Source organism: Pseudomonas sp. NFACC51 (genome assembly GCF_900103575.1).
Classification (GTDB): domain Bacteria; phylum Pseudomonadota; class Gammaproteobacteria; order Pseudomonadales; family Pseudomonadaceae; genus Aquipseudomonas; species Aquipseudomonas fluorescens_Q.
This window is the reverse complement of record NZ_FMXH01000007.1, coordinates 294,301-307,498: the sequence shown is the minus strand read 5'-3', so window position 1 is coordinate 307,498 and position 13,198 is coordinate 294,301. Positions and strand designations below refer to the sequence as shown.

Here is a 13,198-nt window from a genome sequence, read left to right as displayed (position 1 = left end):
ACAGGCCACCGGATTCGCTGCCAAGGACTTTCTTCATGCCCGACACCCTGCCGCCGGATGCATTGCCGGCCGACCTGCATTACGTCGACGACACGGCCCCCGGCATCACCCGCAAGAAATTGCGTGGCAAGTTCTGTTATTTCGACCCGCAAGGCCAGCGCATCACCGACGCAGCCGAGATCCAGCGCATCAATGCCCTGGCGGTGCCACCGGCCTATACCGATGTCTGGATCTGCACCGACCCGCGCGGCCATCTCCAGGCCACCGGGCGCGATGCCCGTGGACGCAAGCAGTACCGTTACCATGCGCGCTGGCGTGAGGTCCGTGATGCGGACAAGTATTCGCGGATGCTGGAATTCGGACGGGCCCTGCCGCGCTTGCGCAAACGCCTGGAGGAAATCCTCGCCACGCCCGGGTTCAGCCGCGACAAAGTCATGGCCACGGTCATCACCCTGCTGGACACGACCCTGATCCGCGTCGGCAACAGCCAATATGCCCGGGACAATCGCTCCTATGGCCTGACGACCCTGCGCAACAAGCATGTCGAGGTCAACGGCAGCGCCATCGCCTTCCAGTTCCGTGGCAAGAGCGGCATCGAGCACCAGATCACCGTGAAGGACCGGCGCCTGGCGCGGATCATCAAGCGCTGCCAGGAGATCCCCGGGCAGAACCTGTTCCAGTACCTGGACGAACACGGCGAACGCCACGCCATCAGTTCTTCGGACATCAACGCCTACCTCAAGACCCTCACTGGCGCTGACTTCACCGCCAAGGACTACCGCACCTGGGCCGGCAGCGCAGCCGCTCTGGCCGGGTTGCGGACGCTGCGCTGGGAAACCGAAAGCGAGGCCAAAAGGCATGTCGCCGAGATGGTCAGGCAAGTCGCCCGACAACTGGGCAACACGCCGACCGTCTGTCGCAAGTGCTACATTCATCCTGCGGTGGTGGAGAGTTTCCTGCTCGGTGCCCTGACCCAGCTGCCCAAACCCCGGGCACGTAAAGGCCTCAGCGAAGAAGAAGCCGGGCTGACGTTATTCCTGCAGCGCATGACGCAAGCTGCCCAGAAATGCGAACAGCAGCAACCGGCTTGATGCGCTCACCGGCAGCCAGCCACGGATGAGGAACATCCGCAGACCGCTGGACTCCCAACTGTACGGCACAGCCGATCCGCAGGCACTTGCAAAGGGTGAAGTCGACAGGAGTTTCAGATGTCCGAACACATTGTCCATTTTCATTGCCAGATCGATCAGGGAACCACGGAACGCTTTCGCGATAACTGCCTGGAGGCCATTGAGAAAGGCGCCGACTCGCTGATGCTCAATCTCTCCACAGTCGGTGGCAGCACCAACTTCGGCTTCACCCTCTACACCTTCATCAAGTCCCTGCCGGTACCGGTACGTGCGGTGAACGCCGGCAACATCGAGTCGATGGGCATCGTCATGTACCTGGCCGCCAGCGACCGCACCACTACCCCACATTCGCGTTTCCTGATTCATCCGATGAACTGGTACTTCGGCCAGAAGTCGGTGGACCACTCACGCTTGCGCGAGTACCTGTCCAGCCTGGACAACGACGTGGCGCGCTACGTGGAAATCTACGTCAAGGAAACCGCTGGCGCGGCGACGCAGCTGGATATCTTCAAATGCCTGTGTGCCGAGGAACGGGTGATTCCAGCGGAGAACTCCCTGGCTTTCGGCATTGCCCATCGGGTCGAGCAAGTGGTGTTCCCGGCAGATGCCAAGCATTGGAAAGTCAGCGGTGGGGAGGATTAGAAGTGAAGGCTGGTGGCAGACCATTCGTCGCCAGCAAGCGGTTTTTTTTAAACTTCCCCCGGCCATTTTCTTTCCCAACTAATGCGAGGCACGTTGCTCGCTCAACCAAAATGAGGATTCTCGAAATGGCCAGTAGCGGAAACAAAAACCCAGGCAACTTCGCCAATGATCGTGAAAAAGCATCGGAAGCCGGCAAGAAAGGCGGACAAGCGTCGGGCGGCAACGTTGCTAACGACCGGCAAAAAGGCACTGGAGCCGGTAACAAAGGTAGCGAACGCAGCCAAGGCGGCGGCAGAAAATCGTAACCACGCAAATCGTTGGGGCGCAGACGTATTGCGCCCCGGCGCTATCCGCTCTCGCTCTCGCTCTCGCTACAAATACGAAATTCCATATATTCGATTGTCCGCATATACTCCGGCGCAGCCCAACCTTGCGCTTATCGGAGCCGATCGATGAAAGTCCTCTTCATGTGCACAGCCAACAGTTGCCGCAGCATTCTCAGCGAAGCGATGTTCAACCATCTGGCCCCGGCCGGATTCCAGGCCGTCAGCGCCGGCAGTTTCCCCAAGGGCCACGTGCTCCCGCGCAGCCTGAGCACCTTGCAAGAAGCCGGTATCAGCGTAAAAGGCTTGCGCAGCAAGGGTAACGACGCATTCGAGGGCAGCCCGCCGGACATCGTCATCACCGTGTGCGACAGCGCCGCTCGCGATGCTTGCCCGGTGTACTTCGGTCCGGCCATCAAGGCCCACTGGGGCCTGGTCGATCCATCGACCGTCAGAGGCAGCGATGATCAGATCGGCCAGGCCTTCCATGCCACCCTGGATCGTATCGAAACCCGCTGCCGGGCCTTTTTTGCCCTGCCCTTCGACCAGCTCGATGCCCAGGCCTTGAAAGCCGAGCTCGACCGCATCGGCACCCTCTGACCGCTCAACCTGCGCGATAGGCCTGCTTCACCGTCTCGATCCAACTCGCCTCCAGGCGCGACTGTTCGGTGCCCAGGCCCAGCGCCTGCATCTTCGCCAGGTGCGCGTCGGCCTCTCGCGCCAGGGAGCCCTGGGCGCTGGAGTTGGCGTCCAGCTGATGCATCTGGGCCAGCCCCAGGTGATAGAAACGCAGCAGCTTCATAGCGGTGGGATCCTGGGCTTGCACGCCAGCGGTCACCTGGTGCATCACGTTGGTGATTTTCATCAGGCTGCGCTTGAGCTGCCAGCCGTACACGGCGGCGGCCATCCATGGCTGCGACCAGAAATACAGGCGCATCAGCGCGGCCATTGCCAGCACCGCGACAAGCACCCCGCCGAGATTGAAACGAAAGTTATCGCCTCCGGGCGTGCCCAGCAGCAGCACGGCCAGGCTGGACAGCAACATCGCCAGGGCCAGGAACACCACCGCGATGATCAGGGTGCTGCGGCGAGTCTGCTTGCGATAGGTGTCGCTATCCCACGGTTTGATCTCGAACATCGCGGTGCAATTTCCTTGTACGGCATCAAAAGAGTCACGCATTATCGCCTGCCCGGTCGATTTAGCTATGCTGGAGCTCATTTTGTATCGCAACCGACTCGCCGGGTCCGGATCGAAGTCCATGGCGATAGCGCAAGGATCGTGCGATCTTTCTGCGTGGACGTTTTTTTCAAGATGCCGTCGTTGTGTGCATGGCATCGTTTTCAAGGAAAGCTGAATGAATCAAAGACATGTAATCAACGCCTCGGTAAGCCCCAAAGGCAGCCTGGAGACCTTGTCCCAGCGCGAAGTCCAGCAACTGAGCGAAGCCGGTTCCGGCAGTATCTATACCCTCTTCCGCCAGTGCGCCCTGGCCATCCTCAACACCGGCGCCCATGTTGATAACGCCAAGACCATCCTGGAAGCCTACAAGGACTTCGAGATCCGTATTCACCAGCAGGACCGGGGCGTGCGCCTGGAGCTGCTGAACGCACCGGCCGACGCGTTCGTCGACGGCGAAATGATCGCCAGCACCCGGGAAATGCTGTTCAGCGCCCTGCGCGACATCGTCTACACCGAGAACGAGCTGGACAGCCAGCGCATCGACCTCAGCTCGTCCCAGGGCATCAGCGACTACGTCTTCCACCTGCTGCGCAACGCCCGCACCTTGCGTCCTGGCGTGGAGCCGAAAATCGTCGTGTGCTGGGGCGGTCACTCGATCAACACCGAAGAATACAAATACACCAAGAAGGTCGGCCACGAGCTGGGCCTGCGCAGCCTGGATATCTGCACCGGCTGCGGCCCTGGCGTGATGAAAGGCCCGATGAAAGGCGCCACCATTGCCCATGCCAAGCAGCGTATCCATGGCGGTCGCTACCTGGGCCTGACGGAACCAGGCATCATCGCCGCCGAGGCGCCGAACCCGATCGTCAATGAGCTGGTGATCCTGCCGGACATCGAGAAACGCCTCGAGGCTTTCGTACGTGTCGGTCACGGCATCATCATCTTCCCGGGTGGCGCTGGTACGGCGGAAGAGTTCCTCTACCTGCTGGGTATCCTGATGCACCCGGCCAACCAGGACCTGCCATTCCCGGTGGTGCTCACCGGACCGAAAAGCGCCGCGCCGTACCTCGATCAGTTGCATGCATTTGTCGGTGCAACCCTGGGTGAGGCCGCGCAGAAGCACTATCAGATCATCATCGACGACCCGGCCGAAGTGGCGCGGCAGATGACCCAGGGGCTCAAGGAGGTCAAGCAGTTCCGCCGCGAGCGCAACGACGCCTTCCACTTCAACTGGCTGCTGAAGATCGACGAAGGCTTCCAGCGCCCGTTCGACCCGACCCACGCCAACATGGCCAGCCTGGGCCTGAGCCGCGACCTGCCCGCCCACGAACTGGCGGCCAACCTGCGCCGGGCGTTCTCGGGCATCGTGGCCGGTAACGTCAAGGACAAGGGCATCCGCCTGATCGAAGAACACGGCCCTTACGAGATCCACGGTGACGCCGCCATCATGGAACCCCTCGACCGCCTGCTCCAGGCCTTCGTCGCCCAGCACCGCATGAAACTGCCAGGCGGCGCGGCGTATGTGCCGTGCTATCGCGTGGTGACCTGACCTACCCGAAGACCACAGATCCAATGTGGGAGCGAGCCTGCTCGCGATGGCGCCGGTACATTCAGCACTGATGCAAGCTGAACCACCGCTATCGCGAGCAAGCTCGCTTCCACAGGCGTTCTGCGGCGGTCATAGAATCGAAGGCAGTCGCATCAGGCCGGCCTCATCCACCTCAATGCCTAGCCCAAGGTAATCCTTGATCTGCGGATGAAGGGTGACCACCGGGTGCGTATGCGTCGCCGTCACCACCAGCACATCCGCCCCCGCCGCCTCGCCGGCCCGAATGCCCGCCTCGGCGTCTTCAAACACCAGGCATTCCTGCGGTGCCACCTGCAAGCGTTCGGCAGCCAAGCGGTAGCAGGCGGGGTTGGGCTTGCCGTCGCTCACGTCCTCGGCAGTGACCATCACTGCAGGGCGTGGGATCCCGGCCGCTTCCATACGCCGCAAGGCCAGTGCCATCGGTGCCGAAGTGACGATCGCCCAGCGCTCTGGCGGCAGGCTGTTCACAAAGGCCTGCGCACCGGGCACCTGCACCACGCCTTCGACGTCTTCGATTTCCTCGCGGGTAATCTGCTCGGCCTCGGCCTGGGCATCCACCCCCGGCAGGTGCTGGCGGGTGATGGTGTCGATGGCGCGCACGCCATGGATCGTCGGCAGGAATGTCGCCACGTCCACGCCGTGGCGCAGGGCCCAGCGCGTCCAGATCCGCTCGGCGGCGGCAATGGAATTGAGCAGTGTGCCGTCCATGTCGAACAGGAAGGCGCGGTAGGCAATGTGGGTGGGGGGACTGGCAGGCATCGGATCCTCGGTGGCGGCGTGGCGGGTGATGGCCACAGGATTAAATGGTGGGTTGGTTACACCAACCGCTCGATCGGCTGATGCTGCCACACCTGCTTGTAGTACAGCGTCTGCAACAGCAGCATGCTCAAGTAGGCCACCGGGAACGCCATCCACACCCCTTGCAGGCCGAAGTGAGCGTCCAGCAGATACGCCGTCGGCACCTGCACGGCGACGATGCAGAAGATCGAGATAGCGACTGGCACCAGCACCGTGCCGCTGGCGCGCATGATGCCGCCGACAATCGCCTGGAAGCCGAACACCAGCAGGCTCCAGAGCATGATGTGCAGCAGGTGTTCGGCCTGGACCCGTGCCGCCGGGTCGGTGATGAACAGCCCCAGCAGCCAGTGGGACAACAGATACCCCAGGACCACCAACCCGCCCGTAAGCCAGAGGTTGATCAACAACCCCGTGCGCAGGATCGGCCCCAGGCGCTCCAGGCGTCCGGCACCGATGGCCTGGGCGCCGAGGATCGAAGCGGTGATGGCGATCGACAGCGCCGGAAACTGCACGTAGTTGACGATCTGCGTCACCGCGCCGTAGGCCGCCGTGGCCTGGGAGCCATGGCTATTGACCAGCGTCAGGATGACCAACTCGGACAACGAGATCACCACCATCTGCAACCCTGTGGGCAAGCCTATGCGCAGCACTTTGCCAAGGATCTCCATGTCCAGGCGCATCGCCGCGAACAACGCCCGGTCCGGCGCCAGGGCATGCTCGCGACGGTTCAGGCGCCACGCCAGCATGGCCATGGCCGAGGCCGTCCCCACCAACCCCGCCAGCGCCGCGCTCTGGATGCCCATCTGCGGCAACCCCAACCAGCCACGAATCAACGCTGGCGTGAGCAGCAGCCCGACACTGGTGGAGGTCAGCAGCGCCAACATCGGTGACACCGTATCGCTCACCCCGCGCAGCAACTGGGTAAACAGCACAAATACCAGCAACATCGGCAGGATCCACAGCATGACCCGGGCATAGGAAACGGCATCCTCCAGCACATCGGCCGGCGTGCCGAGCCCCTGCAACGCCTGACGCGCAAAGACACTGCCAAGCACCGCCGCCGCCAGGCCGATGATCGCCCCCAGCAACAAGGTCGAACCAGCAATCGCCTTCACCGTCCCGGTTTCGCCGGCGCCGTAGGCCTGCCCGATCAACACCCCCGCCCCCGCGCCGAGGCCGATGACCAATGCGATAAAGAAAAACACGATGGGAAACATGCCCGACACCGCCGCCAAGGCCTGGGTACCGAGCATCTGGCCGATGTAGATGCTGTTGAACGTGCCAGACATGGACTGCAGGAAATTGGACAAGACCATAGGGGCCAAGAACAGGAGATAGGTTTTCCAGAGGGGCTGGGTGGGCATGGGGGCTCTGATGGCAGGTTCGAAATCCAATGCGGGGTAATTTAGCGCAATCCATGGATTCTGTTTCGGAAGATGTCCGTTTTTCGTGGCGAGGGAGCTTGCTCCCGCCGGGCTGCGCAGCAGTCCAAAAACCTAAACACGCAATCTATCAGGCCAACCGCACCCGCCAAGTTTGGGACCGCTTCGCGCTCCAGCGGGAGCAAGCTCCCTCGCCACAAAAGCCCATGCGCCATCTCCCTTGCCAGGTGGCTCATACCTTCGTCGGGTGCATTCGACATTTCCCAGACAGCGTCTAACCTGAAATAGCACAGTGCCACGTACTGTGTAGGCCAATGCCTATGCAATACCGGTATCGGACAGCCGGTCTTAAAGTCCGAGTAGAGGTCGCAGATAACCAGTTATTCGCAAATAACCTGTTAGAAACTCTGTTCAAGGACCGAACCATGACGTCGTACCCACACGGTCATTCCTTCGCCCAACAACCTCGCATCCTCTGGAACACAGTGCTCGTCGCTTTCGTTGCTGCCGTTGGCGTCTTACTGCTCAATGGTCCAAGTGTACAAAACATCATCCTGGCTGTTGCCCTCCTGGCCGTTGGTGTCGGTGCTGGCGTATGGGGTGCGCGTTCGCAACGTCAGCAGTTCGACAGCGCCATCGCCGCCGCCATGGCCCGCCACGACCTGCAAGCCAGCGAGCATCTGGCCCATAAAGCCAGCGAGCAACTCAACGAAGTCATTCTCGGCGCCATGCCGATCTGGGCCAAGCAGGTCGAAAGCTCCCGGCAGCAGACCGAAACCGCAATCGTCTCGCTGACCAGCCGCTTCACCGGCATTTCTTCGCGCCTGGAAGAGACCGTGCAAGCTTCGCAACTGGCCGCCGGTGAGTTGGCCGGCAGCAGCAGTGGCGGTGCCGTGCAGGTGCTGGCCCAGAGCGAAAGTGAACTGGTCAAGGTCATCGATTCGCTGAAGGCCACCCAGGCCAGCCGCGATGAAACCCTGGCCCAGGTACGCAACCTGACGGCCTATACCGGGGAACTGCGGACCATGGCCGCCGATGTCGCGGCGATTGCCGCGCAGACCAACCTGCTGGCCCTCAACGCCGCCATCGAAGCCGCCCGTGCCGGCGAGGCCGGGCGTGGGTTTGCGGTGGTGGCCGACGCCGTGCGCAGCCTCTCGAGCAAGTCCAGCGAGACCGGCCAGCAGATGTCGGCCAAGGTCGACATCATCAACACCGCCATCACCCAACTGGTGCATGCCGCGTCCAGCGGCGCGGACCAGGACAGCCATTCGGTCAGTGCCTCCGAGCAAAGCATCCAGCAGGTGCTGGAGCGCTTCAAGAGTGTCACCGGCAGCTTGGCCGACTCGGCCGACATGCTGCAGCGGGAGAGCTTCGGCATCCGCGATGAACTCACCGAGGTGCTGGTCAGCCTGCAATTCCAGGATCGGGTCAGCCAGATCCTCAGCCACGTGCGCGACAACATCGAGGACCTGCATGTGCACATGCAGCAGGCCAGCCAGTCGCCCGAACAGGCCGTTTCCATCGACGCTCGCCAATGGCTGGCGCGCATGGAAACCACTTACGCCACCGACGAGCAACGCCGCAATCACCACGGCGACTCAGCCGCGCAACAGACTTCACAGGAAATCACCTTCTTTTAGGAGCGCCGTTCATGGCTAAAAGTGTATTGGTTGTCGACGACTCCGCGAGCGTTCGGCAGGTGGTCGGCATCGCGTTGAAAAGTGCCGGCTATGACGTGATCGAAGCCAGCGATGGCAAGGATGCCCTGGGCAAACTCAATGGCCAGAAAGTGCACCTGATCATCAGTGACGTGAACATGCCCAACATGGACGGCATCACCTTCGTCAAGGAGGTCAAGAAGCTGGCCAGCTACAAGTTCACGCCGATCATCATGCTCACCACCGAATCCCAGGAATCGAAGAAACAGGAAGGCCAGGCCGCCGGAGCCAAGGCCTGGGTGGTCAAGCCGTTCCAGCCGGCGCAGATGCTGGCGGCGGTATCCAAGCTGATTCTTCCTTGATGAGCGGAGGCGCCCATGTCGTTGCACTACGAAACACAGGATGACACCGCCCAGGTGCACATCGACGGCGAGCTGACGATCTACACCGCCGCCGACCTGGCCGCGCAATGGTTACCGCAGTTGGGCGCAACACCGCGGATGGCCCTTGATCTGTCGCAGATTACCGAAATGGACGGCGCCGGCCTGCAACTGCTGCTGATGGTACAACGCGAGGCCGCCAAGGCCGGCACCCAACTGACATTGACCGGCCAGAGCAAGGCCGTCATGGAAACACTTGCCCTGTGCAACCTGGTTGCCTAGGGCTGCTGCAATACGTCGGACACGACAAAGGATATGAGCGTGAGCATCAATCTCGATCAGGCACAACAGACGTTCATCGTCGAGGCACGGGAACAGTTGCAAGCGATGGAAGAATCGCTGCTGCAACTGGAAACCGACCCCGGCGACGATGACGCCATCGGCGCGATCTTCCGGGCGGCGCACACGATCAAGGGCTCGGCCGGGCTGTTCGGCCTGGAACCGATCGTCAGCTTCACCCACATCGTCGAAGACGTGCTCGATCGCCTGCGCAACGGCAGCGTCGAAGTGGACGCCGGCCTGATCGCGGTACTGCTCAAGTCCAGCGATCACATGCTGGAGCTGATCAACGTGGCCGCCAACCAGGGCGGAGCGCTACCGCCACCGGCCCTGCAACGGGAAGTGGAACTGTGCCAGATCCTGCAGGAGTACCAGGCGCCCTCGCCGGCCACGGCCCCAACGCCTGCCCAGGACACCGAAACCCGTGAACCCGGCGAAACGCGCCTCTGGCACATCTCCCTGCGTTTCGGCCAGGACGTGTTCCGCAACGGCATGGACCCTCTGTCGTTCCTGCGCTACCTGCAAACCCTGGGTGAAATCGTCGACATCACCGCCTTGACCGACGCCCTGCCCGCCGCCGATGCCTGGGACGCCGAGTCCTGCTACCTGGGCTTCGACATCGAGTTTCGCTCGACCGCCAGCCACGGCGCGATCAATGAAGTGTTCGATTTCGTCCGGGAAGACTGCGAGATCGAGATCGTTGCCCAGGACGACGACATCGCGCCCCAGGCCAACACCGGCCTGGTCACGACGTCGCCGGAACCGGCCGAGGAAACCACCGCATTGGTCGCCACCGGCGAGTTGTTGTCCGACCAGCGCAAGACGCCACGCATGCCCGCCCAGATCGCCACCGACAAACAAGCGGTGAGCAGCGACAGCAAGGCCAAGGACGGCACCTATGTGCGGGTCAATGCCGACAAGCTCGATGAACTGATCAACCTGGTGGGCGAACTGGTCATCGCCAGCGCCGGTGCCAGCCTGTTGGCCCGCACCTGCCAGAACGATCCGTTGCAGGAGGCCACCTCGTCAGTCTCCGGACTGGTGGAAGAAATCCTCGATGGCGCCCTGCGCCTGCGCATGATCCCCATCGGCGAAACCTTCAACCGGTTCCGTCGGGTGGTGCGCGATGTCAGCCAGGAACTGGGCAAGGACATCGACCTGATCATCAGCGGCGCGGAGACCGAACTGGACAAGACCGTGGTGGAAAAAATCGGCGACCCGCTCATGCACCTGCTGCGCAACGCCATGGACCACGGCATTGAAACCGCCGAGGCCCGGCTGGCGGCGGGCAAACCGGCCAAGGGGCACCTGCACCTCAACGCCTATCACGACTCGGGCAGCATCGTGCTGGAAATCGCCGACGATGGCGCCGGCCTGAACCGCGACCGGATCCTGGAAAAAGCCCAGGAGCGCGGCCTGGTCGCCCCCGGCGCGAGCCCGACCGACCAGGAGATCTACAACCTGATCTTCGAGCCCGGTTTTTCCACCGCCCAGGCCGTGACCAACCTTTCGGGGCGTGGCGTGGGCATGGACGTGGTCAAGCGCAACATCACCCTGCTGCGCGGCACCGTCGACCTCGACAGCCAGCCCGGCAAGGGTACCGTGGTGCGTATCCGCCTGCCGCTGACCCTGGCGATCATCAATGGATTTCTGGTGGGCATCGGTCAGTCAACCTATGTCATTCCGCTGGACATGGTCCAGGAATGCATCGAGCTGAGCGAGAACGATGGGGTCGCCAGCCGCGAACAAGGCTATCTCGACCTGCGCGGCGAGGTGCTGCCCCTGGTCTACCTGCGCGATCACTTCAGCCACGAAGGCCCGCCCGCTCGCCGGCAGAACGTGGTGGTGGTGCGCTACGCCGAACTCAAGGCCGGGTTGGTGGTGGATGACTTGCTGGGTGAATTCCAGACCGTGATCAAGCCGCTGGGCAAGCTGTTTGGTGCCCTTCGCGGTATCAGTGGCTCGACCATCCTGGGCAGTGGCGCGGTGGCGTTGATTCTCGACGTACCGGCGTTGCTCACCCAGATCGCCCAAGTGGAAAACCGCTACACCCCGACTCAATTACAACAAGCCAACGCTCGCTGACGCTTAAGCAATTCCATGGAGAGGTACTTCCCAATGAAATGGTTCTACGATCTTAGAATCGCCACCAAACTGATCACTTCATTTCTTGTGGTGCTGGCCCTGACCGCCGTCATGGGAGTGTTCGCGATCATCCAACTGGGCGAGGTGAACAGCACCACCGTCGATATTAGGGAAAACTGGATGCCGTCCATGCGTGCGGCCTCGGGCATGCGTTTCTACGCGGCAAACTATCGCCTCAAGGAAAACCGCCACATTACCGCCGATTCCGAACAGGAACGCCTCACTGTCGAACAAGAAGCGGAAGACGCCAGGAAGGGGTTTGAAACCCGCATGGCGACCTATGAAAAACTGCTCTCCAGCGCGGAAGATCGCCAGCTGTTCGAAACCACCCGCAATGACTGGGTCGCTTACCTCGCAGTCAGCAAAGACCTGCTTGCACTGTCTCGGCAAAACCTGACCGAGCAAGCCCATGCACTGCTCAAGGGCCAATCCAAGCGTCAATTCGATCTGGTGGTCAACGACCTGCAAAAACTGGTGGAACTCAATGACGCGGGCGCTGGCGCCGCCAGCGAGCATGGCGCAGCGCTGTTTGAAAAATCGCGCCTGTCGATCATCGTCGTGCTGATTGCCGCCCTGCTGGTGGGCCTGGGCCTGGCGCTGTTCATCTCGCGCATCATCTCGCGCCCCTTGAAACAGGCCGCGACCGTCGCCGAGCAATTGGCCGAAGGCAACCTGAACGCAAAAATCGACGGCGGCTCCAAAGACGAAACCGGCATGGTGCTCAACGCCATGCAGAATATGATCGGCAAGCTCTCGCACATCATTGGCGAAGTGCGTAACGCTGCGGACAACCTGGCCAGTGCTTCCGAAGAAGTCAGCGCCACCGCGCAATCGATGAGCCAGGCCACCAGTGAACAGGCAGCCAGCGTCGAGGAAACCAGCGCCTCCATCGAGCAGATGAGCGCCAGCATCAACCAGAACACCGAGAACGCCAAGGTCACCGACGGCATGGCCAGCAAGGCCGCCAAGGAAGCCACCGACGGCGGCGAGTCGGTGCAGCAGACCGTGGTGGCGATGAAGAAAATCGCCCAGCGGATCAGCATCATCGACGACATCGCCTACCAGACCAACCTGCTGGCGCTCAACGCTGCCATCGAAGCCGCCCGCGCCGGTGAACACGGCAAAGGCTTTGCGGTGGTCGCCGCCGAAGTGCGCAAGCTGGCCGAACGCAGCCAGGTGGCCGCCCAGGAAATCGGCGAGCTGTCCTCCAGCAGCGTCGATATGGCCGAGAAGGCCGGGAACCTGCTCAACGAGATGGTCCCCTCGATCAACAAGACCTCGGACCTGGTGCAGGAAATCAGCGCCGCCTCCGAAGAACAGGCCGCCGGTGTGGCGCAGATCAACACCGCCATGACCCAGCTCAACCAGGTGACCCAGCAAAACGCCTCCAGCAGCGAAGAACTGGCCGCCACCGCCGAGGAAATGAGCAGCCAGGCCGAACAGCTGCAACAGGCCATGAGCTTCTTCACCCTGGACACGCCGCCCAAGTCTGCCGTGCAAGTTGCCAGGGTCGACAACACCCCAGGTTCCTCCGGCCGCAAACCGACGCGGACACCGGCACCGATCATGCCCAAGGCGTTTGCCTACAACATGGCCAGTGCCCCGGACGAATCGGAATTCACCCGGTTCTGAT

At 62.0% G+C, this 13,198-nt stretch carries 13 protein-coding genes; 10 read left to right on the top strand and 3 right to left on the bottom strand.

All coding sequences use genetic code 11. The features are described 5' to 3' along the window. Positions 1 to 35 precede the first annotated feature (35 nt). From BLT00_RS16650 to BLT00_RS16635, 4 genes are all read left to right on the top strand, one after another. Positions 36 to 1,091, top strand: coding sequence for a DNA topoisomerase IB (locus tag BLT00_RS16650; RefSeq protein ID WP_092144664.1), 1,056 nt, complete (start codon positions 36 to 38; stop codon positions 1,089 to 1,091). Positions 1,092 to 1,208: 117 nt separating this feature from the next. Further along, positions 1,209 to 1,772 carry an ATP-dependent Clp protease proteolytic subunit gene (locus tag BLT00_RS16645; protein ID WP_014337800.1) on the top strand — a complete coding sequence of 188 codons (564 nt, stop codon included), beginning with the start codon at positions 1,209 to 1,211 and terminating at the stop codon, positions 1,770 to 1,772. A gap of 125 nt (positions 1,773 to 1,897) precedes the next feature. Then, the gene (locus BLT00_RS16640) at positions 1,898 to 2,077 is read left to right on the top strand and encodes a con-10 family general stress protein (RefSeq protein ID WP_003203031.1); all 180 of its coding nucleotides are present in this window, start codon (positions 1,898 to 1,900) and stop codon (positions 2,075 to 2,077) included. 147 nt (positions 2,078 to 2,224) lie between these two features. Continuing rightward, on the top strand, positions 2,225 to 2,695 hold the full coding sequence (locus tag BLT00_RS16635; protein WP_063320607.1) for an arsenate reductase ArsC: 471 nt from the start codon (positions 2,225 to 2,227) through the stop codon (positions 2,693 to 2,695). A 4-nt stretch (positions 2,696 to 2,699) separates the two neighbouring features. On the opposite strand, the gene BLT00_RS16630 is transcribed toward BLT00_RS16635, so the two are convergent. After that, entirely contained in the window at positions 2,700 to 3,233 is a 534-nt protein-coding gene (locus BLT00_RS16630) for a DUF3087 family protein (protein WP_063320606.1), read from the bottom strand. Positions 3,234 to 3,450: 217 nt separating this feature from the next. Between BLT00_RS16630 and ppnN the strand changes: the two genes are divergently transcribed. Beyond that, positions 3,451 to 4,824, top strand: a complete 1,374-nt coding sequence (gene ppnN / locus BLT00_RS16625) for a nucleotide 5'-monophosphate nucleosidase PpnN (protein ID WP_063320605.1) — start codon at positions 3,451 to 3,453, stop codon at positions 4,822 to 4,824. A 129-nt stretch (positions 4,825 to 4,953) separates the two neighbouring features. Here ppnN and BLT00_RS16620 read toward each other — a convergent pair whose 3' ends face one another. After that, the gene (locus BLT00_RS16620) at positions 4,954 to 5,622 is read right to left on the bottom strand and encodes an HAD family hydrolase (protein ID WP_092144736.1); all 669 of its coding nucleotides are present in this window, start codon (positions 5,620 to 5,622) and stop codon (positions 4,954 to 4,956) included. A gap of 56 nt (positions 5,623 to 5,678) precedes the next feature. Next, the gene (locus tag BLT00_RS16615; RefSeq protein WP_092144662.1) at positions 5,679 to 7,025 is read right to left on the bottom strand and encodes an MATE family efflux transporter; all 1,347 of its coding nucleotides are present in this window, start codon (positions 7,023 to 7,025) and stop codon (positions 5,679 to 5,681) included. A 332-nt stretch (positions 7,026 to 7,357) separates the two neighbouring features. On the opposite strand from BLT00_RS16615, the gene BLT00_RS16610 reads away from it, so the two are divergent. From BLT00_RS16610 to BLT00_RS16590, 5 genes are read left to right on the top strand one after another with little or no spacing between them, the layout of a single operon-like run. Beyond that, positions 7,358 to 8,683 carry a methyl-accepting chemotaxis protein gene (locus BLT00_RS16610; RefSeq protein WP_371856944.1) on the top strand — a complete coding sequence of 442 codons (1,326 nt, stop codon included), beginning with the start codon at positions 7,358 to 7,360 and terminating at the stop codon, positions 8,681 to 8,683. An 11-nt stretch (positions 8,684 to 8,694) separates the two neighbouring features. Next, positions 8,695 to 9,063 (top strand): response regulator, encoded by a 369-nt coding sequence (locus BLT00_RS16605; RefSeq protein WP_003203044.1) that lies wholly within the window; start codon positions 8,695 to 8,697, stop codon positions 9,061 to 9,063. 15 nt (positions 9,064 to 9,078) lie between these two features. After that, complete coding sequence (locus BLT00_RS16600) at positions 9,079 to 9,363, top strand: STAS domain-containing protein (RefSeq protein ID WP_063320602.1); 285 nt, start codon at positions 9,079 to 9,081, stop codon at positions 9,361 to 9,363. Between the two features lie 39 nt (positions 9,364 to 9,402). Further along, the gene (locus BLT00_RS16595; protein ID WP_092144734.1) at positions 9,403 to 11,505 is read left to right on the top strand and encodes a chemotaxis protein CheA; all 2,103 of its coding nucleotides are present in this window, start codon (positions 9,403 to 9,405) and stop codon (positions 11,503 to 11,505) included. A 33-nt stretch (positions 11,506 to 11,538) separates the two neighbouring features. Next, on the top strand, positions 11,539 to 13,197 hold the full coding sequence (locus BLT00_RS16590) for a methyl-accepting chemotaxis protein (protein WP_092144657.1): 1,659 nt from the start codon (positions 11,539 to 11,541) through the stop codon (positions 13,195 to 13,197). Position 13,198 lies beyond the last annotated feature (1 nt).

What these genes read in the sequence shown, in the direction of transcription:
- BLT00_RS16650 (WP_092144664.1), top strand. Translation starts at nt 36, where the DNA reads ATGCCCGACACCCTGCCGCCGGATGCATTGCCGGCCGACCTGCATTAC.
- BLT00_RS16645 (WP_014337800.1), top strand. Translation starts at nt 1,209, where the DNA reads ATGTCCGAACACATTGTCCATTTTCATTGCCAGATCGATCAGGGAACC.
- BLT00_RS16640 (WP_003203031.1), top strand. Translation starts at nt 1,898, where the DNA reads ATGGCCAGTAGCGGAAACAAAAACCCAGGCAACTTCGCCAATGATCGT.
- BLT00_RS16635 (WP_063320607.1), top strand. Translation starts at nt 2,225, where the DNA reads ATGAAAGTCCTCTTCATGTGCACAGCCAACAGTTGCCGCAGCATTCTC.
- BLT00_RS16630 (WP_063320606.1), bottom strand. Translation starts at nt 3,233, where the DNA reads ATGTTCGAGATCAAACCGTGGGATAGCGACACCTATCGCAAGCAGACT.
- ppnN (WP_063320605.1), top strand. Translation starts at nt 3,451, where the DNA reads ATGAATCAAAGACATGTAATCAACGCCTCGGTAAGCCCCAAAGGCAGC.
- BLT00_RS16620 (WP_092144736.1), bottom strand. Translation starts at nt 5,622, where the DNA reads ATGCCTGCCAGTCCCCCCACCCACATTGCCTACCGCGCCTTCCTGTTC.
- BLT00_RS16615 (WP_092144662.1), bottom strand. Translation starts at nt 7,025, where the DNA reads ATGCCCACCCAGCCCCTCTGGAAAACCTATCTCCTGTTCTTGGCCCCT.
- BLT00_RS16610 (WP_371856944.1), top strand. Translation starts at nt 7,358, where the DNA reads ATGCCTATGCAATACCGGTATCGGACAGCCGGTCTTAAAGTCCGAGTA.
- BLT00_RS16605 (WP_003203044.1), top strand. Translation starts at nt 8,695, where the DNA reads ATGGCTAAAAGTGTATTGGTTGTCGACGACTCCGCGAGCGTTCGGCAG.
- BLT00_RS16600 (WP_063320602.1), top strand. Translation starts at nt 9,079, where the DNA reads ATGTCGTTGCACTACGAAACACAGGATGACACCGCCCAGGTGCACATC.
- BLT00_RS16590 (WP_092144657.1), top strand. Translation starts at nt 11,539, where the DNA reads ATGAAATGGTTCTACGATCTTAGAATCGCCACCAAACTGATCACTTCA.